20 protein-coding genes and 1 tRNA gene are annotated in these 21,128 nt (G+C 50.3%); 3 read left to right on the forward strand and 18 right to left on the reverse strand.

Features of this window, described 5'->3' with window-relative positions; genetic code table 11:
• Positions 1–52: 52 nt before the first annotated feature.
• From HFE64_07355 to HFE64_07410, 12 genes are all read right to left on the reverse strand, one after another.
• On the reverse strand, positions 53–604 hold the full coding sequence (locus HFE64_07355) for a Holliday junction resolvase RecU (protein MCI8633278.1): 552 nt from the start codon (positions 602–604) through the stop codon (positions 53–55).
• Positions 601–2,085 carry an ABC transporter substrate-binding protein gene (locus HFE64_07360; GenBank protein ID MCI8633279.1) on the reverse strand — a complete coding sequence of 495 codons (1,485 nt, stop codon included), beginning with the start codon at positions 2,083–2,085 and terminating at the stop codon, positions 601–603. Before HFE64_07360 ends, HFE64_07355 begins: the two co-directional genes overlap by 4 nt.
• A complete protein-coding gene (locus HFE64_07365; GenBank protein ID MCI8633280.1) occupies positions 2,078–2,659 on the reverse strand; it encodes a dephospho-CoA kinase in 582 nt (193 codons plus the stop codon). The genes HFE64_07360 and HFE64_07365 overlap by 8 nt, the downstream gene beginning before the upstream one ends.
• Entirely contained in the window at positions 2,646–5,288 is a 2,643-nt protein-coding gene (gene polA / locus HFE64_07370) for a DNA polymerase I (GenBank protein MCI8633281.1), read from the reverse strand. Before polA ends, HFE64_07365 begins: the two co-directional genes overlap by 14 nt.
• Entirely contained in the window at positions 5,278–6,516 is a 1,239-nt protein-coding gene (locus HFE64_07375; protein ID MCI8633282.1) for an MFS transporter, read from the reverse strand. Before HFE64_07375 ends, polA begins: the two co-directional genes overlap by 11 nt.
• 169 nt (positions 6,517–6,685) lie before the next feature.
• The gene (locus tag HFE64_07380; GenBank protein ID MCI8633283.1) at positions 6,686–7,354 is read right to left on the reverse strand and encodes a manganese catalase family protein; all 669 of its coding nucleotides are present in this window, start codon (positions 7,352–7,354) and stop codon (positions 6,686–6,688) included.
• A gap of 70 nt (positions 7,355–7,424) precedes the next feature.
• Positions 7,425–8,072 carry an SDR family oxidoreductase gene (locus tag HFE64_07385; protein ID MCI8633284.1) on the reverse strand — a complete coding sequence of 216 codons (648 nt, stop codon included), beginning with the start codon at positions 8,070–8,072 and terminating at the stop codon, positions 7,425–7,427.
• Positions 8,069–8,824: a VUT family protein gene (locus tag HFE64_07390; protein MCI8633285.1), complete on the reverse strand. Its 756-nt coding sequence runs from the start codon at positions 8,822–8,824 to the stop codon at positions 8,069–8,071. Before HFE64_07390 ends, HFE64_07385 begins: the two co-directional genes overlap by 4 nt.
• Positions 8,825–8,974: 150 nt before the next feature.
• A complete protein-coding gene (locus HFE64_07395; GenBank protein ID MCI8633286.1) occupies positions 8,975–10,876 on the reverse strand; it encodes an FAD-dependent oxidoreductase in 1,902 nt (633 codons plus the stop codon).
• A gap of 28 nt (positions 10,877–10,904) precedes the next feature.
• Complete coding sequence (locus HFE64_07400; GenBank protein MCI8633287.1) at positions 10,905–12,020, reverse strand: ROK family protein; 1,116 nt, start codon at positions 12,018–12,020, stop codon at positions 10,905–10,907.
• A 2-nt stretch (positions 12,021–12,022) separates the two neighbouring features.
• Positions 12,023–13,051, reverse strand: coding sequence for an alcohol dehydrogenase catalytic domain-containing protein (locus HFE64_07405; GenBank protein MCI8633288.1), 1,029 nt, complete (start codon positions 13,049–13,051; stop codon positions 12,023–12,025).
• A gap of 190 nt (positions 13,052–13,241) precedes the next feature.
• Positions 13,242–13,760, reverse strand: coding sequence for a superoxide dismutase family protein (locus HFE64_07410; GenBank protein ID MCI8633289.1), 519 nt, complete (start codon positions 13,758–13,760; stop codon positions 13,242–13,244).
• Between the two features lie 112 nt (positions 13,761–13,872).
• Here HFE64_07410 and HFE64_07415 point away from each other — a divergent pair, with 112 nt between their 5' ends.
• The gene (locus HFE64_07415) at positions 13,873–14,475 is read left to right on the forward strand and encodes a GNAT family N-acetyltransferase (GenBank protein MCI8633290.1); all 603 of its coding nucleotides are present in this window, start codon (positions 13,873–13,875) and stop codon (positions 14,473–14,475) included.
• Between the two features lie 116 nt (positions 14,476–14,591).
• On the opposite strand, the gene HFE64_07420 is transcribed toward HFE64_07415, so the two are convergent.
• A tRNA-Leu gene (locus HFE64_07420) sits at positions 14,592–14,675 on the reverse strand.
• A gap of 154 nt (positions 14,676–14,829) precedes the next feature.
• Here HFE64_07420 and HFE64_07425 point away from each other — a divergent pair.
• Positions 14,830–15,753, forward strand: a complete 924-nt coding sequence (locus tag HFE64_07425) for a YegS/Rv2252/BmrU family lipid kinase (protein ID MCI8633291.1) — start codon at positions 14,830–14,832, stop codon at positions 15,751–15,753.
• Here HFE64_07425 and HFE64_07430 read toward each other — a convergent pair.
• Genes HFE64_07430 through HFE64_07450 form a run of 5 tightly spaced genes read right to left on the reverse strand, consistent with a single transcriptional unit; the run spans position 15,716 to position 20,379 of the window.
• Complete coding sequence (locus tag HFE64_07430) at positions 15,716–17,056, reverse strand: TldD/PmbA family protein (GenBank protein ID MCI8633292.1); 1,341 nt, start codon at positions 17,054–17,056, stop codon at positions 15,716–15,718. The genes HFE64_07425 and HFE64_07430 overlap by 38 nt on opposite strands.
• On the reverse strand, positions 17,056–18,438 hold the full coding sequence (locus HFE64_07435; GenBank protein ID MCI8633293.1) for a TldD/PmbA family protein: 1,383 nt from the start codon (positions 18,436–18,438) through the stop codon (positions 17,056–17,058). The genes HFE64_07430 and HFE64_07435 overlap by 1 nt, the downstream gene beginning before the upstream one ends.
• Positions 18,439–18,451: 13 nt before the next feature.
• Positions 18,452–19,279: a hypothetical protein gene (locus HFE64_07440; GenBank protein MCI8633294.1), complete on the reverse strand. Its 828-nt coding sequence runs from the start codon at positions 19,277–19,279 to the stop codon at positions 18,452–18,454.
• Positions 19,269–19,496, reverse strand: coding sequence for a helix-turn-helix transcriptional regulator (locus tag HFE64_07445; GenBank protein ID MCI8633295.1), 228 nt, complete (start codon positions 19,494–19,496; stop codon positions 19,269–19,271). Before HFE64_07445 ends, HFE64_07440 begins: the two co-directional genes overlap by 11 nt.
• Positions 19,497–19,506: 10 nt before the next feature.
• Positions 19,507–20,379 (reverse strand): hypothetical protein, encoded by an 873-nt coding sequence (locus HFE64_07450; protein MCI8633296.1) that lies wholly within the window; start codon positions 20,377–20,379, stop codon positions 19,507–19,509.
• Positions 20,380–20,709: 330 nt separating this feature from the next.
• Between HFE64_07450 and HFE64_07455 the strand changes: the two genes are divergently transcribed.
• Positions 20,710–21,117, forward strand: a complete 408-nt coding sequence (locus HFE64_07455) for a S1 RNA-binding domain-containing protein (protein ID MCI8633297.1) — start codon at positions 20,710–20,712, stop codon at positions 21,115–21,117.
• Positions 21,118–21,128 lie beyond the last annotated feature (11 nt).

Genomic DNA, 21,128 nt, shown 5'->3' on the forward strand with positions numbered 1-21,128 from the left:
TCCGGCCTTTTGACAAGTAGTTTTCTTACCCTGCTTCCAAATTTCTGCCGGTTCATACAAATGTTTCACCTTTAGCCTTCATTTTACCATATTTCAGGGCTGCTGCCAAATAGTTTAAAACCGCTCCCTCCGTCTCCGGAATCATCAGCTCTCGCTGAAATGCCTGATAAGGGACCGATGCGCGTCCGGTCTCTTCTCTATGTTCATAATACGCCGCCAGCGTTTCCACCGGCAGCAGATAATATTCATGGTATACCGTAAAATGTACCAGCAGAAAGGCCAAGCCTCCCTGCTTATCAAAATCCTTCATAAAGGCCACCTGATGTGGATGAATATTAGAAAATGGCAGGCTCTTTTTGCCGCACTCCTTGGCGTCAAAGCAAATCGGAATACTCCCCATCACGCCAATATAATCCACCGTACTTTTCTGCTCAAAATAGGCCAGTTTGATCACGCGTTTTTCCTGATCAATCTCAATCGGCTTAATCGGCGTTGGGATCTTCTGGATCAGAGCCAACCCCTCTTTGCGATACGCCTCATTGGTCATGTTCAGCAGCTCCTCAAATGCGCTGCCTCTGAGTCCTCTGCTTTTCCAGTAGCTCATGATGCCGCCGTCCCTTTCATATACAGATCCTCAATCCCCAAAAACACATTCCAGTCATTCGGTGTCATCATCCCTTTGATCCCATATCCCGTGACCGATGTCTGCGTCAGGAAAAACAAATTATAGACTGGCAGCTCCTCCGTCATGAAGGCATCCAGCTGCGCTGCGGCGCTGCTGATCTCCTCTTCTGTGAACGCCGCCTGCAGAAGCTCAGCCCTGCCCAATTTCTCCGCTATCTTCACAAGCGTCATCTGCTCCCTTTTAAGCGCAATATCATAATATCCCGCTGTCGTAAGCGTCACGGTAAGCCCAGCCTCCGTCAGCTGCTCACGGATCGTTTCCGCCGCCGCGGTCTGCACCAAATCTCTGCTGTCATACAAAAGCTTGATCTGATCTGTAGTCTGAGCCGGAATGCTCTGCGCCTTCTCTGCATCATACTCATACTCCTTCGTCGTATGCCCCTGATACCAGCTCGCTGGCCGCAGCAGCGTTTCTGTCACATTTCCCCGCCCCCAATATGCATCCCGCAGCACATGCGACGCGTCAATCGCATATGCCACCTTTTGCCGGTTAGACAGCGAGGCGCCAAACGCTCCCTGACGATTAAATTCTAAATACAAAGTCTCATAGCTCTCAAAGCGGTGCAGCGTCAAATTCTTTTGATTGGCATAAGTCCCCCACTCAAAATGATTCGTCTGCATGAGATTAGTCCGTGTGGTCTCAAAGCACTGCTCCACAGCCTTACCATCCCGCACAAAATACACCGTTATCTCCGTAATATACGGCTTATCTCCAAAATACGCCTCATACCGCTTCAGCTTCATCTCTCGCATCGGCTCCGTCTGATCATACTGATACGGACCTGTGCCCACCGGAACAAGCGCCTCCTCATATCCCCAAGGGACAATCGGGAACACCAGCGTTTCCTCCTGCATCCGGCCAGGGGCCGCAAATTGAAGCCGTACACAGCCTTCATCCACAGCTTCCGCATGCGCAATACCGCTCACAGCAGAGCGGAACACATTGCTTGCCGACTGCAGCTGCTGAATGCTGTACACAACATCGCTTGCCGTCAGTCTCTGCCCATCATGAAAATGCACATCCTGCCTCAGCTGGATCGTCAGCTGACTCTGATCCTCTGACCAGCTCCAGCTCTCTGCCAGACATGGCTGCAGCCTGCCATCCTCACTTTGATTCATCAGCGGGCTATAAATCAGCAGCAGCAGCTTACCTGTCTGCTCATCGCTTACCTGCCATGGCAGCAGCGATGCCGGATTCTGGATTGCCAGGCGCAGCTCCCCGCCCTCTGCCGGATATAGCAGCGCTGGCTTTTGCCCCGCTTCCTCCTCTTCTGTCACCCCGCTGCTTTCCTGCTTCGGCTGATCCGGCACCGAATTCTCTGCCGGGGGTGTATTCTCCCGGCTGCAGCCGGCAAGCAGCAGGCAAAGCGCCCATACAATACATACTATCCTTTTATTCATCGTTTACTTTCTGATCACATTGTCGATATAAATCTTCTAAAGTACCATTTCCGCAGATCACACAGTCCGCAGCCTTTCGGTACTGCGCATCATCCCACTGGCTCTGCACCCTTTTACGCGCTTCTTCTTCTGACAGGCCTCTCTCCTGCATCATGCGCTTCATTCTAATCTCCGGATCCGCATACACGACCCAGATCTCATCGACCATATCCTTGATCTCCGAACGAAGCAGTTCAATGGCCTCTACCGCCAGGATCGGCGCCTGCGTTTCTCTGATCCAGGCCTCAATATGCGCGCAGATTGCTGGATGCATGATCTGATTCAGCTGCTGCAGCTTAGCAGGGTCCGCAAACACGATCGCTCCCAGCCGCGGCCGGCTGACCTTGCCTTCTTCTAAAATTTCTTTTCCAAATGCAGCCATCAGCTCTTCCTTTTTTTCCTCTAATACAGCATGTCCGACCCGATCGGCATCTATTCTCGGGATGTGATGCCTCTGCTCCAGATATCGGGAAACCGTACTCTTGCCGGAAGCAATCGTACCTGTGATGCCAAGAACGCGTTTATTTGGCTTCATACCAGTTCTCTCCCATATGCACATCAATCAAAAGCGGCACTGCCAGATCAGCAGCCCCCTGCATTTCTTCTTCTAAGATCTGCTTTACCCTATCCGCCTCCGGGCGGTATACCTCGATCAAAAGCTCATCATGCACCTGTACAATCAGACGGCTGCGCAGCCCTTCTTCCTTCAAGCGCCGGTACACCTGCACCATCGCAATCTTAATAATATCGGCGGCGCTGCCTTGAATCGGCATATTTTTAGCCACGCGCTCGCCAAAGGACCGCTGATTGAAATTAGAAGCCTTAAGCTCCTCAATGTTGCGCCGGCGGCCAAAAAGCGTCTGCCCATAGCCATGCTGCTTGGCAAAGGAAACACAGCCCTCCAAAAAGCCGCGTACCTTAGGATATTGTGCGAAATAATTTTCAATATATGCAGAAGCCTCTTTCTTTGAAATGCCCAGATCATCGCTGAGCGAAAAGGCCCCCATGCCATAAATGATGCCAAAATTAACAGCCTTAGCGCTGCTGCGCTGCTCAGGCGTTACCTCATCAAAGGGAATCTGCATCACCTGTGATGCCGTCATCCGGTGAATATCTGCTCCTGAACGATAGGCTTCGATCATCTTTTCATCGCCTGACATATGCGCCAGCAGGCGCAGCTCAATCTGTGAATAATCTGCGTCCATAAAGCAATATTCTGGTCCGCTGGGGACAAATGCTTTGCGCAGCTGCCTGCCCAGATCCATGCGAATGGGAATGTTCTGCAGATTGGGATCCGTACTGGAAAGACGTCCTGTCGCCGTAACAGCCTGTTTAAATTTAGAGTGGATCCGGCCGTCCACCACAAACGCCTTCAGTCCCTCTACATAGGTGGACTCCAGCTTTGTCAGCTGCCTGTACATCAGCACCTTTGCTATGATCGGATGCTCCCATTTTAGCTTTTCCAGCACCTCTGCCGAGGTTGAATATCCGGATTTTGTTTTCTTGCCCGCCGGCAGTCCCAGCCTTTCAAATAAAACAGTTCCCAGCTGCTTAGGTGAATTGATGTTAAACGGTTCTCCTGCCAGCTGCCAGATCTCTTCCTGCAGCGTCTGAATTTCCTTTGTTAAAAACTTGCCGATGCTCTCTAAAACTTCCAGATCCACTGCAATCCCCCAGAGCTCCATGGAAGCCAGCACCTCGGCCAGCGGCCTTTCAATCGTCTCATACAGGCTCTCCATGCTTTTCTCTTTCAGCTCCTGCTGCATGGGCTCTGCAATGCGGCTTAGGATGCGCGTCACACCGGTCATATAAGCAGCTCTTTTATCACCCGGCACCTGCTGCCATGTCAGCCGTTTGACGCCGCTTCCTAAAATTTCTGTCTCCGACGGCGCCAGCTCATCCAGATATAATTTAGAAAGCTCATCCGGTGCATACTCCTCTTTAGAAGGATTGAGCAAATAGGCAGCCAGCAGCACATCCAGCACAGGTCCCTGCATTTCAATCCGGCGCGGCAGCAGCTCTTTGTATAGCTCCTTCACATCAAACGTGATTTTAGGAATCTGCGGCGATGTCAGTAAAGGCCGCAGGGCCTCTAATACCTGATCTGCCCCCAGCTCTGCAAAGCATAGCTCCCTTCCTCTTGCGGCGGCGGCAAAGCCCTCAGGCCAAAGCATCAGGGTAAGCGCTCCGCTCTCTTTCTCCATGATTTGCTGAAGCTCTGCCGCGTTTTTTACTGCTGTAAAATCAGCTGCCGGCCTTGACTCCTCCTTGGCAGCGTCCGCCTCCTCCGGTACTCTTTGCAACACTCGCTGCAGCAGGCTTTTGAGCTCATATTCTTTTAACGCATCAATGAACGATGGCGTTGCAAAGCTCTGCTGCGTCAATTTTCCGGCTTTGCCGGGCTGATTACAATCGGTGCAAATCGTAGCCAAAACAAGGCTCATGCGCGCCTGCTCTTTAAATTCCTGCAAATTCTGCGCAGCACGCGGCGGCTTGATTTCGTCGGCATGGGCAATGGCGTTTTCCACTGTGCCATATGCCTGAATGATTTTGGCGGCTGTCTTCTCGCCGATGGACGGTACGCCGGGAATGTTGTCGGACGGATCTCCCATCAGAGCCTTCATCTGCAGATATCCGGCAGGGCTGACGCCATATTTTTCTTCCACCTCTGCTTCGTGATAAACCTCTGTCTCCGTCCCGCCCTTTTTGGTCTTGGGAATGAGCAGCGTGATATGCTCATCCACCAGCTGCAGCAGATCGCGATCGCCGGAGAGAATCATGACCTCTTGGCCGGCCGCGGAGGCCTCCTTTCCGATCGTTCCAAGCACGTCATCTGCTTCGTATCCTTCCTTCGTAAGCAGCGCAATGCCGGCCTTTTGCAGCATGTCCATCAGAAGGGGAATCTGCTCGCGCAGCTCCGGCGGCATGCCGGCGCGCGTTCCCTTATAGTCTGCATACAGTTCATGACGGAAGGTCGGCGTTTTGAGATCAAAGGCAATGCCTAGATATTCTGGCTTTTCCTGCTCGATTACCTTCCAGAGGATATTAAAAAAACCATGCAGCGCATTGGTGTAAACGCCCTTTGAATTGGTGAGCAGCGGTACGCCGTAAAAAGCCCGGTTGGCAATGGAATGGCCATCTACTAAAAGCACTTTAGGATTCATGAGCTCTTCCTTTCTTTTTGGTCAAAATAGGAGTGAAAATCAGTAACAGCGCAGGAAAGATAATCGCGCAGAGCAGGCCGCCTCGCAGCGCCAGCTGATCTACCGAAAGGCTAAAGCTTTGCGCAAGATTTGTCTTTTGCAGAGCATCAGATACAAGCCCTGTAAGCCACGGTCCAAGAGAACAGCCCACATCGCCGCCCAGCGCCAGCAGGGCAAAAAGGGCTGTACCGCCGGCCGGAATAGCTTTGCTGGCAATCACAAGCGTGCCAGGCCACATAATACTCACCGAAAGGCCGCACAATCCGCAGCCCAGCAGAGACAGTAGCGGCTGTGGCGACAGGATCGTCAAAAGATATCCGCCAATACATAAAAGTGCGGAGAGCATGAGCGCACGGCTCATACGAAGGCGGTCGCCTTTTATGCCATAAAACACGCGGCCTGTTCCCATCAAGAGCGCAAAAAAACCAGGACCTGCCAGATCGCCCAGCGTTTTATTAAGGCCCAGCCCTTTCTGCGCAAACAGAGACGCCCACTGCGACATGGCAAGCTCGGAGGCGCCTGCCGCAATCATAATCATCATCGCCGCCCAAAACAGCTTCATAGAAAGCAGCTTTTTAATGCCGCCCGCTCCCTCTCCCGTTTGCATCTGCGGCAGGGGAACTCTGGCAAACAAATAGATATCCAGCGCAGGGAAAATCATCCAGAAAAGCAAAATCCAGCGCCAATTTTCTTGACCCAGAAAAAGCAAAAATCCAGTTGTGAGCAGCACCGCTCCCAGCTGTCCCCAGCAATAAAACGAATGCAGAAACGCCATGGACGAGCCCTTATCTTCATTAGGCAGCGCATCGATCACAGGACTTACCATTACTTCAATCAGGCCGGAGCCGGTAGAATAAATCAGCGCCGCAATCAGCAGACCGATAAACACATGATCCGGAAACAAATCCGGAGACAGCGCCAGCAGGCCATAGCCAATGAAACTGCAGATGCCTGCCGCCATCAGCAGCGTACGCGTTTTGAAAAAGCGTGCCGTTTGTGCCAGTATCAAGTCCACAACAATCTGGACGGCAAAGGTAAGCAGCACTAAGCTGCCGAGCTGTGCATAGCTTACTTGATACCGATCCTGAAAAATAATAAAAAATACCGGCGGTACATTCACGGTAATCGCTTGAATGATACTGCCTAAGTAACATGCCTTGCGGCTTGTTTGATATGTGTATGTGCGCATATGAATTCCTTTTCTGATTTTAAAACCGTATTGTGCATACTCGTTTTATTATAAACACTTTGCTCACAAAAATCCACTATTTGACAATAAAAATTATCAAGAGCCGCCAAGGATAAAAGATGCCGGCCGATCCCTATTACATTGACTTAGGATCAGCCGGCGGCTGTCTTTATTGAAATTTAGGAGGCTTAACCTCTGTGTTTGGAAAAGGCGTATTTTGAGGAGATGGCTCCGACATACTAAAGTACATTTTTGCTGCTTTTGTCGTTCCGAAATCACGGTTGGATCCCGTATCCTGCACCTGATTGAAAGCTTCCCTAAACATGGCATTATGTGCCTCTTCCCTGTTCAGAAGAAAATCGATTGTCTCTCTTACTTTTTTATCCTCGATTTGACGGTACAGGTATTCATACACGACCTTTGCCCGCTGTTCCGATGCGATATTGGACAACAGATCAGCGCATAAATCTCCGGTTACCGTAACATAATCTCCGGTCCATGAATATCCCGACGCATTGATTAGACCAGGATTGAGCCCCAGCAGTACATGGGACTGCACTTCACCGGCAGGCACTGCCGCTGCCTCCACATCATGACCATTCAAAAGATTGATTGTCTGCGCTACCATTTCCATATGCCCCAGCTCTTCTGCAGCAATATCCAGAAACAGATCCTTGATCTTCATATCCTTGATCCGAAAGCTCTGCGACATATACTGCATGGCCGCCTTTAATTCGCCGTTTGCGCCGCCAAGCTGCTCCTGCAGCAGCGCTGCATACTGAGGATTCGGTCTTTCGACCGCCACAGGGTGAAACAGCATTTTTTCATGTTTAAACATACTAACTAACCTCCTTATTTCACTGCTTTTGAAGATTAGTATTGCCTGCCTTTTCCATTCTATACCTATCTCACCATATAAAATTAGCCTTGGCAGCTTCTCCGTTATCAATCAAAATATCCTGCGCCGTCATAGAACGATTGCATACAGTCACAAAATAGGCCCATTCTGCAATTTCCTCCGGAGCCGCCCATTTAGGCAGCAGTGTTTCCTTCATGACCGCCTGCCAGAGCGCCGGATCTTCAATAATATGCTGATTCAGATCCGTTAAAACGCCTCCCGGCGACAGGCTATTAGCCGTTGCGCCAAACTTAGCCACACGCAGCGCTGTGCTCTTCATATAGGATACCATTCCTCCCTTGCTTGCGACATATTCGGGAAATTCAGCACCCGTAAGCGCACTAGCAGAAGCAATAAATAAAACACTGTGAATCGCCTCCTGCATGGCATAGGCCTCGGTGATCCGCATGGATCCTTTCAGATTGATATCAATATCCTCGCCCGAATTTTGCACGCCCGCATTGTTAATCAAGATTTCTACCGGCGGCAGCTGAGGCAGCTTTCCCTTAAAGATATCCGTTTCATAATGAGTATACATAGCGTGCTGGATCGTCCCTGCCAGCCGGTCCATGCCAAACACCGCATGCCCCTCGTTTAAAAATTTCTGCGCAATGGCCCGGCCAATGCCGCTAGCTGTTCCGGTAATTAACACTCTCATGCCGCACCCTCTCCTTTCCGCTTTCGCAGTGCAAGATATGACTCTCCCACTTGATCCTTCCTCCATCTTTTACAGATGACAAAGCCGGCCGGTGAAAACACTACTTCACAAAACAGCTCTGCTACCATTCCCGTCACAGAGCAGGTGATGCATTGCAGCAATGACCAGTCAAAAAAGAAATGGCTGACCAGCAGTGCAAAAACCAGATTATCCGTAAACTGTCCAAGCGCTGTGGAAATATAGCTGCGCAGTGCATAAGCGCTAAACCCGTTTTCCCTATTGCGAAGAAGTCTTCCGATCACCGCATTGACCCCGTTATTCACAACGGCAGAAACCATAAAAGCAGCCGTACTGCCCAGCAGCACATACCATGTACCGGCAATCGTATGATCCAGCGCGCCATTGATCAAAGCCTCGCTCCCCCCTGCATAGGCTTCTCCCCACATCCCCGGGATATGCCCCGCTATATAAAAGATTAGACAGGCAAGCAGATTAAAAAAAACCGCAATCAGCGAAAGCTCTGTTGCCGCCTTGGCGCCAAAATGCTTAGTGATCACATCCATTGACAAAAAAGAAATCCAAGAAACAATAATCCCGCAGTCCAGAGCCAGCCAGTCCACCGGCAAATCAATACTCTTATTGGCCAGCAGATTCATCATAATCACGGAAAGAGCAAATAAAGTCATCACCCCCGCCGGGACGCTCCGAAGCAGAATTTTTAATTCCTGGATTTCCTGTTTAATTTTCATCATCATATTCTCCTTGTTTTTTATTGGCAAGATGGTTAGGCAAGAAACATCTTGTTTGACCTATGCGCTTTATTATACCCACCTGCGCCCGGCTTGTCAATTCTATACGCAATACGGCCGGCAATCTTCCATTTAGACTGCCGGCCATGCATATCAATAAATACGAACTTCAAACACGCGCGCATCCTCATCCCCATTCGTTGCCGTGATGCAGATCCGCACCTCATCCCCCTGAATCCCTTCCGGAAGAGAAAGCACATTCAGGCGCTGATAATTGCCAGACACGTCCCTGCGCCAGCTCTCTCGCCCGCCAGAATAAACCGTAACCGTATAGTCGCGCACCAGCTCCTTAGCCGGGCCAGTCGGTTCCTTATCCAAAAAAGCTTTAGAAACAGAAATGCACCGCTCCTCAGAAAGATTCGGATCAAAGGTCAGCCTGATTTCGCGGATCGGCTTTACCTCCTCCAGCTTCAGGCACAGCGTTTCACCCTCAGCACCGATCCCCTCCGACTGCCACAGATTCACCGTATCCTCCTCATTGCGCGCAATCCCATTGATCACCTTTTCCGGTTCACAGCCTGCACGGCAGGAAGTAGCCGTTACAACAGCCTTCCGCGCCATATCTGCCGGGTCTTCATTGCGGTATCCGGGAATATAGCAGTCATCCTTCAAGAGGGCCTGCTGCAGCTCCTTGATATACTGCTCTCCCAGCGCAGCTGGTGTACATCCCTTTTCTGAGGCCATGGCAGCAGCCGTGCCTACCGCTTGGCCGCCCACAGCGCAGGTAGCCATCACTCTTGTTGAGCCCATAGCCAGCTTAGTCGCACCAATATCCCGCCCTGCCATCATCAGATTGTCAAAGCCCTTGGCGCAGTAGCTGCGATACGGAATCGTATAAAGTCCCGGAAAGCTTCTGACACGAGAAGGGATACTGCCTTTAGCCGCAAATCCTCCGGCCACATGCTCATCCATCGGCCAGCCGCCATAGGCCACCGCATCCGAAAACACGCGGTTCGCCAAAATATCGTTGGCCGTGAGGTTATATTCACCGGCAAGACGCCGGCTCTCTCTTGTGCCGGGAAGATTGCCGACCCATACCAGTTCATAATTTTCCGCCCCGTGATCGCCGCCGTTTTTAATATGATCCCAAACACCATAAATCGTTTTATAGAGCTCCCAGCGAATATCCTCAGCGGATTGGATAATATCATCCCAGTCACCGCCTAATTCAATCCACCAATAGCCTGACTCCACATCATATTTTTCTACCAGCTGATCCGCATGATCCTCATAGTCCTCATCCGGTCGGAGTACTACCACATCGTCAGCATCATGATAGACAACGATATCTCCGTGATAGCGATGCTTAAAAAAGCTTTCATCAAAGCTGTAAGCCCAGTCCGGCTTCACAAATTTAACAGGATGCCCCACATCTCTGGCACAGAAATAAATCGTATTGCCCATGGTCTCCCCATCCTGCGTCTCAGGCGCCTCTGCCTCCTGATAGGCTTTTTTATCCTCACGTCCGATACTGTATTCAGCTCCGGCAAAATAGCCTAAGGTTCCATGCCCGGTAGCATCAACAAAAACATCAGCCGTAAAGCGGTAGCGGATCTCCGTTGTCATCTGGTAGCATTCTACCGCCTGCACATGATTTTCCTCCGCAATCACCCGGTCCATCGTCGTATTGGGATAGCTGTCCAAATTGTCAGTAGAACGGACAGCTGACCAAAGAACACCATCCCAGATCGAATAATTATAGCTGTCGTTTAAGTGCTTGTTTTCCAACTGAAGCTCCATCAAAATACCCGTTTCAGCTGCATTTTTTTTGCCCCAATGGCAAGAAGCGCCTGATATATGCATTCTCATTTCCGAGCTGGCATTTCCGCCATATACGCTCCGGTCCTGAATCAGGGCTGTTTTGGCTCCATGACGGGCAGATGCAATGGCCGCACATAGTCCGCTCATTCCGCCTCCTACGATCACGACATCATACTGTTTTTCCACTGCCGGATTCTGAGAAGCAGGGCGTCTTTCATGAATATAGTTTTTCATAGATTACCTCTTTTCAATTCCTTTTATTTTAATCAATCGTATCAATATAGTGGCTCATGACCTGTCTGGCCGCGCCAACAACGGAGCTTTCCCTGCAGAATTTGCCTACGCGAAGAAAAGAAATATCCGTATCCACATTATTATACTTTCGAAGCCGATCCTCCAGCTCGGGAAGCCAGGGGGCCAAATAACCTCCCACATCGCCGCCCAGTACAATATCACAGTCAAAAATCGTCCGCAAGCTATCAATGGCAATGGTCAGATGTCCTGCGTATTCGTCCCAAAGAGCCTTCGCACCTTCCTCCCCCTGCCTGAGCCGATCAAAAAAGCGCTCCAGACTCTGATCCTGCGGGTCTCTGAGCACCTGCGCAGAACAATAAGGGTCTAAACACCCTTCCTTGCCGCAGTAACAGCGACGGCCTCCCGGAACAATCATCATATGGCCAAATTCGGCGCTTTTATAATTGTCTCCCCTATAAAGCTGAGAGGCCAGAAAAATGGCTCCGCCAACGGTATCATTCAGGGAAAGATAGACCGTATCCTTTGTCTTTCCCTCCAGCTCCGCACAGGCGGCATTGTTAGCGTCATTTTCAAAATATACCGGAAATGGAATATACCGGGAAAAGCTTTTTAAGCCGACATTTTTTGCGCCCAGCGCATGGGATTGACGAAGCAGCCCTGCTTCCAGATCTAAAATGCCTGGTATCGACATTCCCACTCCCAGCAGCCCTGCTGCCGCTTTTTGCTCCTGTACAAAGGCCTCGATGGCCTGTCCCAGTGCTTCATAATATTCAGAAGTATTTTCATAGCCAAGAACAAGGCTTTTTCTTTCTAAAAGCGTTCCTGAAAGATCCACCAGAACCATCCGCACATGCCGGCGGCTGATTTCAACCCCCAGCGCACTGTAAATTCCTGCTTGGAGCCGCAGCATTTTAGCCTTTCGCCCGCCGGTAGAATTATACTCTCCTGCTTCTATCACAAGTCCCCGGTTCATCAAATCGTTGACATACTGAAATACCGTGGGCATGCTCAGCTCCAACGCGCCCGAAAGCTCCTGTCTGGAGGCTGCTTTATGCTCAAAAATATACCGGGCCATCCGAATCCGTGTTTCTCGCCGGCCTTCTCCTTTAACCGTTTCTTTCATCTTCATTGATCCTGAACGTTGATCAAGACCTTCATTGTGGTTTCCCTATGCGCATCGATGTACTGATAGGCCTCCTGATACTGCCGGAAAGAAAATGTCTTTGTCATTAGAGGACGCAGCTGAACTCTGCCTTCGCTGACCATCTGAATTGCCGTCAAATAGTCCTCATGCCGGTACATCATGCTGGTGTTTAAATCCAGCTCATGATCATTCAAAACCGCTAAATCTACCTTAGCCATGCCGGCAAAAACGGCCACCAAAATGATCGTGCTACCCTTCCGTGCGCATTGAATTGCCTGATTCATCGTGACATCCGTACCCGCACAGTCATAGATCACATCCGCTTTATCCGGGCCGAATGCTTCTTTTAAGGCTGTATCAAAATCTACTTTAGAGGTATTCACTGCATAATCGGCGCCGCATCTCTCGGCAAGCTCCAGACGATAATCGCTGATATCCGTAATCAGAACCTTTTCAGCTCCCATACCTTTCGCAGCCTGTGCCACCAAATTACCAATCGGCCCTGCCCCCAGCACGGCTACCGCTTTTCCTTTGATCTCTCCAAACCGCTTCACGGCATGGACCGCCACTGCCAGAGGCTCCAGCATAGCTCCTTCTTCATAAGGCAGGCTATCCGGAATCGGTGTCACCTTAGATGCCTCAACAGCAAAATAGGTAGATGCCGTCCCCGTAGTCTGAAAGCCCATCACCTTAAGCTCCTCACAGAGGTTATACTTGCCATGGGTACAAGGGTAGCAGCTCCCGCAGAAAACCTGGGGCTCTATCGTCACCTTCTGTCCAATCTGAAATCCCTGCACGCCTTCTCCTAAGGCCGCAATCTCTCCTGAAACTTCATGCCCCTGTGTAACAGGATAGGAGGTGAAAGGATGTTTTCCATGATATACATGGATATCGCTTCCGCATACCCCAATCATCTGAATCCGAATCAGAACCTGTCCCGCTTGCGGCGCAGGAACCGGAATTTCCTGAAATATAATCTCTCCGGGCGCCGTCATTACCTGTTGAAGCATCATGTCTGCCATTACCATTACCTCTCTTCCCGCACTAAAAGTATGTCTTTTATAAAAGATTTTATTTATCTTAGTATACCATCTCTGCGTCATTTGTCAACCCGCTTCCTTTTTATTTTAAGCTGGGATTTCACAAGCAAAAAGGAGAGTGTACTGCCAATCTAACACCGGCAGTACGCCCTCCTCTCTGTTACCAGTAGCCTCTTCCCCTCTGAATCACTCCGCAGGCTATTTTCTTGCCGGAATTTCCGGATGGCTGCGTTGTAAAATCGTCAGGATGATCATGGATAATCACCGTCCTGCCAATAATCTCGTCCACAGAAAACCGGTCCGTTAAAAATACAGAAAGGGCAAAGCCTTCATTTCCGAATAACGGCGGCAAATCTCCCGCATGATCAGGATGCTCACATTCTGCCGGATTATAGTGCCCTCCGGCATCTGCGAATGGATCCTCTTCATTCCCGCTGCAGGCGCCCCCTTCATGAATATGAAATCCAAATACGGGCTTCTGGCAGGGACTGGCAGAATGCGGCAGACCGCTGATCTGTGCGTATACAATCACGCCTCTGCCGGTTTGATAAAACCATACGCTGCCTGATATGTTCGGACTGCCTTCACTGCCGCTGATACTTGCCACCGCCTGCGCGCTGCTGCGCAGCACTGAAAGAAGCGACCCTCTGGCATTCGCGCCAAATAATGATCTGTTCACACCAATACAATACTCCTATCCTCTGTTTATGTATTTTATGCAGATCCTAAACAGAGGGTTCCTCTTTTCTCCATAAGAATATTGCGGCGGCATTTACTTTAAGGGCAGTTGTATGATAAAATATGAAAAATATCAGTGCAGCACTGGATTCAAGGAGAAAAATATGAAACTACAGGAAACCGACATCTATCTGGCAACATTAAGCCGGGAAAATTGCAGGACGATATGGAATGATTTTGAATATGACTTTGCTAATCCCACAGAGGAATTTAATATAGGCCATTCTGATGAAAAGGCGGATGATTGGTTTGATGAAATACAAAAGCTACAGGGAAACAGGCATATTCGGCTGGGAATTTTCCAAAACGACGGAACCGTGATCGGTGACGTTGCCTTACAGAACATTGACAGAGTGAATCGTAAATGTAGTGTTGGTATAGGCATGTCCAAGATAGAATATCGTTCTAAGGGGTATGGCAGACAGGCAGTCATGCTCATGCTGCATTACGGATTCTTATATTTGGGCATGGAGAGAATAACTGCAAACACCCTGGATCTCAATATCGGCGCCCAGAAGCTTTTAGGTAAATGCGGTTTTGTTTTAGAAGGAAGGGAAAGAAGATCTGTTTATCTAAATGCTGAAATGCATGATAAGTTAAACTACGCCATATTAAAAGAGGAATTTCTGGCAATGGGGTATCCTGCGTGGACTTGACCATGCATCCCCATGTCTTTCGGTTTAGCCTTAATTATGCAAAAACCCCTAAATAGGGATTCTCAGACAAAGAGAAAGCCAACCGACTTTATATTAAAATCGGTTGGCTTATTTCATGCGGATGAAGGGACTCGAACCCCCACGATGTCACCACCGGCAGATTTTGAGTCTGCTGCGTCTGCCAATTCCGCCACATCCGCGCATATCTTGAAGCGAATACCATCATAGCATACATATATACGTATGTCAATATCTTTTTATTTCTCTTTTATGGATTTGTGCATTGACAAATGCACGCTCCTTCCCCATAATCTAAGCATCTAAACACATTCCGCATCCTGAAAGGAGCTGCGCATGCATCATTATTTTATCCTTAATCCGGCCGCCGGACAGGGCCGCGCCCTTGATTACATACCGCTGATTCACCAATGCTTCTCCGACTCTCCTGCGCCTTACACAATCTACACCAGCACCGGCGTAGGCGATATCACCGCCTATGTACGCAAGACCGCTACCGAGAGCCAGGAAGAGCTGCGATTTTACGCCTGCGGCGGCGACGGCACTCTGAACGAGGTCATCTGCGGCGCCATCGGCCATCCTCATGTATCTGTCGGTATTCTTCCGGCCGGCACCGGCAACGACTTCATCCGCAGCTTTCAAAATGCAGAGTTTTTCCGTCAGGTGCCCGCCCAAGTCGCCGGCTCACCCATCCTCATCGACCTCATTCGAATTAATGAACAATACGCCGTCAATATGGTCAATATCGGGTTTGACTGCAATGCTGCTCTTGCCGCCAGTCAGCTCAAAAAGAAGCCCCTGCTCAAAGGGCCGCTTGCTTATGCTGCCGGCGCACTACAACAATTCTGCCACAAAATGGGCTCTGCACTTCAATTTGAACTTGACGGCAAAGAAACCTTTTGTGGAGACTTCCTGCTCTGCACCATCGCAAACGGCCGCTTCTGCGGCGGCGGCTTCCACTCCTCGCCGCAGGCCCGCCCCGATGACGGCCTTCTTGATCTGGCCGCCGTCCGGCTGCTATCCCGCCTGCGATTCATCTCGCTTCTTCCCTCTTACCGCTCCGGCAGCTATCTCATCCCCCAAATGCAAACAGGCCTAGTCACCTACCGGCAGTGCCGGCAGCTCTCACTCTCTTCTACTACTCCTCTCTATGTCTGTATCGACGGAGAAATCTCCTCCTTCACCTCCCTGCACATCGAGATTTGCCCTCAGGCAATGCGCTTTATTCTTCCTTACGGCTCGCTGCTTGGTTCCCGCTAACGCTCAGCTCACTAACAAGCAGCGCAGGCGCCGCCACCTGATAAGCCTCATGCATCAGCAGCGGCAGATAACAAAGCCTATTGCCCACCATCTCCACATGCTGCAGCAAATCGCGTATATTTCCATTCATCGTCATGCCATACGCCGTTCCCTGCTGCACGCCGCCGCGAATCACCGCCGCATTGCACGGAAAGCTAAATTCACCAGAGGCCGTATTCACGGCATGGAACTGATCCCATGCACTATAGACATACAGTCCATCTCCCAGCTCGCTCAAAAGCCTCTCCATAGACGCCTGCCCCGGCTGCATCACAAAATTCTTGGGCGTTACCACGATATCGCTCCCCTTTACCAGGCCAATTGTCCGGCCGGCATTGCCCGTTGAGGCCGCCTGCAGCTTTTGCGCAGTTTCCAGATTATGCATCAACCCGCAAAACCGTCCGTCCCGGACCAGATCCACTGCGATTCCCTCGCTGCCCTCACAGTCAAACGGAAATGCATAGCCGCTTCCCGGCAAAGCCGGAAGATCCTGAAGCGTCACCTTCTCCGACGCAATTTTCTGCGAGAGCCTGCCCTGCAGTGCACTGCTGCCTGCAGCATACTCCCGTCCGCTAAACATCTGCCACGCCGTAATCCAAAAATTGGCGACCACATCACTGCTCAGCACCGCTCGGTATGTACCTGCCTCGCAGATCACCGGTTGGCGCTGAATTTTTTTATTCTCCTCTATCTCGGCTAGTACCTCTGATATATCCAGCTCCTCCACACTCGGCGCGCTGACAATATACCCTTTGCCGTCTGCCTCTATGGAAAGCTCGGCCCGGCGCCTGCTGAACTGCCGGTTTAGGCCCCTCTGGTTGACAACCCACTGCGTATGGATCATCTCGTATAGCCCAGCCGACTTTTTCTCAGACGGAATCCTCGCCTCCACCTGCTGAACTGCGTCTCTAAGCACCTCAGCCCGGCTTAATGACTGTTTCGGCTCGTCCGATATCACTGCTCCCTGGCTCGGCGCCGGTGTACGCTCCGCCTCGCCTGCCTCCGCCTGCAAGGCCTCTGCATTTTGCGCTGCCTGCTGTAAAAGCGCCTCCGGCTCCTCCTCAATGCACTGACTCACGGCATAGCCCATAGCCTTCTCGCCCGCACGCGCATAAAGCACTGTTTGATGATCTGCTCCGCTGCTCACCAGCTTTCCCTGCTGATAAACCACGCTTATATGCTCTTTAGTCTCTCCGTTTACTTCCCAAAGCCCTTTTCCTTTTTGCTCTTTTAAATACTGCACATATTTTTCTCTTATTTCCATCAGCCTTCTCCTCCTACGATCATCTCTGCAATCCGCACCCGCGGCTGAAAGGAAGTAACATTCACCAGTCCGGATGCCGCGCCGCAAAAACTTCCGTATTCTGTCTCTATCTTTGAACCGACCCGATCGATTTTTTTCATAACCTCCATGCCATTTCCCGTAATCATGCAGTTTCTAACCGGTCTGTCAATCTGTCCGTTTTTAATCAAATAGGCCTCGCGGCAGATCAGCGAAAAGATCTGACCGCCGCTGCCGCCGCCCAGCCGCTTCACATACAGCCCCTCCCCCAGCGAACGGATCATCTCTTCCTCATCATCCGTCCCGGGCGCCAGATAGGTATTGCTCATGCGGGAGGTAGGCGCATAGGTATAATCTTGCCGCCGGCCGCAGCCATTGCTGCGCATCCCAATCATCTGCCCATGCAGCCGATCGCATAGATACGTTTTCAGCACGCCCTTCTCAATCAGTATATTACGCTGGCGCGGATGGCCCTCATCATCAAACGCTGACGAGCCGTACAGCCCCGGCAGCGTTCCATCGTCAATCAGCGCCACCTTGCTGCTCGCAACCTGCTGGCCAAGCCTGCCAATAAAATCGCTGCTGCCGGCCGCAATTGCAGCGGCCTCCAGCGTATGACCGCAGCATTCATGCCATAAGGCTCCGCAATCTCCCGCCTCTAAAACCACCGGCATATTTCCTGATTTTAACGGCTCTGCCTTCAGGGATGCATAGCTGGATCTTAACCTCTCCCGGATAAACAGCTCCCATTCATCCGTCTCCCAGGCCTCCATCCCGCAGGGCTTTACAAAATCAGCCCATTCATACAGGCCTCCCTTTTCATCTCCCACTGTATAATAGACCCTCGCTCTTGTGCTGACGCGCCGGTCAGCCGCCAGTACCCCCTCGCTATTCGCAATCCATACTCTCTGATCCGTATCGCTATAGACCACCCGCTGTGAGAGCAGCGGCACGCCTGCACCGGTCGCTGCCCGCTCCGCTGCTTTTGCAATCCGGATCTTTTTTTGCACACCACTGGCATTTACCTCCAGCCGTACCGGATTCGGATTCACTCCCTCCATCCTTTTCAGCGCTTTTCCCTTTCCCTTGCTCTCTGCCCCGCCTGCAAGCAGCGCCAGCGCTTCCTCTGCCAGTGTCATCAAGCCCCTCAGGCTCACTTCACTAGAGTAGGTATACACCTCCTGCGTCCCCTGCAAAAGCCGCAGCCCTGCACCATATATCCTCAGATTTTTAATTCCCTGAATCTGCTGCTTGGCGCACTGCACCTCCTGATCCGACCGATCCTCCAAAAACAGCTCGCTAAATTCCGCGCCCTTCGCCTGCGCATAGTCTAAAACCTGCTGCATTTCCTCTTTAGATATCATTTGACTTTCCTCCTCATTCCTGCCATAACAGCTGTGTATAGCGCGCTGCCAAATACCCATCTTCTCTCAGATACCAGCTCTCCAGCCCTTCCTCTCCGCGGCTGACTACTGCGCGCTCAATTTCCTGCTCTTCCTTCGTTTCCATCACAACATAAGCAACCTCCTCCGGCAGTACCAGCTGCGCCGGCACCTCGCCAGCCGCATACACTGTCTCCTGCGTCTTCTGGTGATCAGCCGTCATTTCAATCAGCCTAACCTCCTCCGGCAGCGCCCGGCTCTCCAGCGTCAGCTGTGCCGAAAAAATCTCCGCTTCCCGCTTTCCATTCTCCGTCTTTGCTTGATTCTCCTCCAGCCTATGCGAGCAGCTTACGCCCGGCCCGTCAAAATCCATATCCAGACCATTTCCCTGCACCGCATACACCCTTCCCCGTTCATCCTGATATACCGGATTCAGATAAACAAGCTTCTTCCCGCAGGGCGGGAAATAGAGCGTTGCCTCCAGCCGGACCTCATTTCCCTCATCGGTCGTTTTTATCTCAGATCGATCCGCATAGATTGCTTCGTCCATACAAATTTCAGTATAGTGCTCCTCCTCTTCCTTCACATCGGGTACAAAACAGCAAATACCTTCTATTCCGTCAAAATCCCAGCGCTCATTTTCTCGTTTTGCATAGATTCTCTGCTCCTCTGGGGCATTCATCTCAAAATGCTCCTGTGTAATAAAAAGTCCAATTAAATGCCCCTGCCCATCGCCTTCCGACTCTTCCAGCGCAAGCTGGCAGCTGCTGAGCAGACAGAAGCTTAAAAATAGTCCCGCTAAGATCATATGTTTATACTTCATCTTCTTCCTCCAGTCTTCCGTCAAATTTTAAAATATCTCCCACCTCACAGTGCAGGTAGTAGCAAATTTTGTTGATCGTGGTAAATCGTACGCCCTTTGCTTTGCCGCTTCGCAGGATCGAGAGATTGGCTTCGGTGATGCCGATTTTGGCGCAAAGCTCTTTTGATGTCATATTCCGGTCCTTTAATATCTCCTTAAGATGCAGCTCAATCGCCATGGGTCTCACCTCAAATAAACAGGTCGTTGCTGTCCTTAAGCTCTTTGTTTTCCTGCAGCAGCTTGGCGGCCAGCAGCGCAACAAGTACAAAGGCAATAGAAAAAATCGGAATGGACAGTGCACTGTTAAGCACATGCAGGGCTGGCGCCCAAAAAAGCTGCAGCACATGCAGTGTGATATTAGAACAGACAAGAATGATCAGAGCGCGTGCACAGGTCAGCGTCAGACGTTTTGCCTTTTGCAGTACCTGCTCTGTGTGAGGGGCCGCTATCTGCACCTGCAGCAACCCTCTTGCCGCTATGCAAACCCAGATATCTAAGCCATACGGAAGTATCTCGATCGCCGCCTCTGCTGCCAGATTGATATAGCTGAGCAGCAGACTGCCAGCTCCTGTATTATTTTCCTGCAGCGCCTTAATGGAGCTCGGAAAGATGGCAATCCGAAGCAGGATGCCGCCGATAAAAACCAAGCCTAAAAACCAAAGCAGCCGAATCAGATATTTCTGCAGCTGCCTCATATCGGCACGGAAAAAACGCCGCAGCAGCCGGATGATCCCATACCCGCCTAATACCGCGTTTGCCGCCATACTATATAAAATCTTCATCCCCTGCTGCACTTCCGGCAGCGGCATCGTATGGGGATTGATCATTCGATAGATTCCTACTGCTAATATGCCGCTCAAAATGGGAAGCAGTGCATCCTCGGGTTTAATCCCTCGTTTCCATAGGCTCCACATTCCATACAAGATCGGAGCAAAACAGATCAAGAGATACACGGTAAAAGCCGCCATGTTTCCGCTTTGTCCTGACAAAGACCAGATCCGAAGCCCCTTGGCAATCAGTTCATAAGGAAATGTAAAAAGTAAGTCTAGATATTCCATCATCAATCCGTACGCTCCTTCTTATGTAAATGATTTTATATCATATACTAAAAATTATCGTTTGTCAATAATTTTAAACTTTTATATTTAACAAAACGCTGCAAATAAGGAATTCAGAATCCTTTAGATTTGTATCAAATCACCAGTACCCAGTTTTTCTTTTATATGCTATAATATATGACTGTAATACACTTAGGTTATGATTTTGGCTGGACTTCGCATTTTGTCTGATGATTTGCGCAACAAGATCAAAAAATCTGATAAAGAGATTTTTTCATCTGCACATATCTTCACCTGATTTACCAAAGTGATAACCAGACGGAGGTCGTTATTATGAGTATTGAAGTTGGTGCAGTTTTAAAAGGTAAAGTTACCGGTATTCAGTCTTTTGGTGCTTTTGTCGCTCTTGAGGGTGAAAATACACAGGGTCTGGTTCATATTTCTGAGGTGTCCAACACGTATGTAAAGGACATCAACGAATTCCTGCAGGTTGGGCAGGAGGTAGAAGTAAAGGTGATTAAGCTGGATGAAGCCAGCAATAAAATCTCTTTATCCATGCGCGCTCTGATGCCCAATCCCGAAGGCAATAAGAATGCCAAAAAAGATTCTAAAGAAGGCGCTCCCAGAAGACGTGCGACAAATAAGAAACGCGGCGGCAGCGCTCCTGTTTCTTATAAATCTGATCCGGATGAGGCTGGCTATACGCTTTTAGCTGATAAATTAAAAGATCTGGGTCTGTAATTTCCGGTTTG

Source organism: Lachnospiraceae bacterium (genome assembly GCA_022794035.1).
Lineage (GTDB): Bacteria > Bacillota > Clostridia > Lachnospirales > Bianqueaceae > CALWPV01.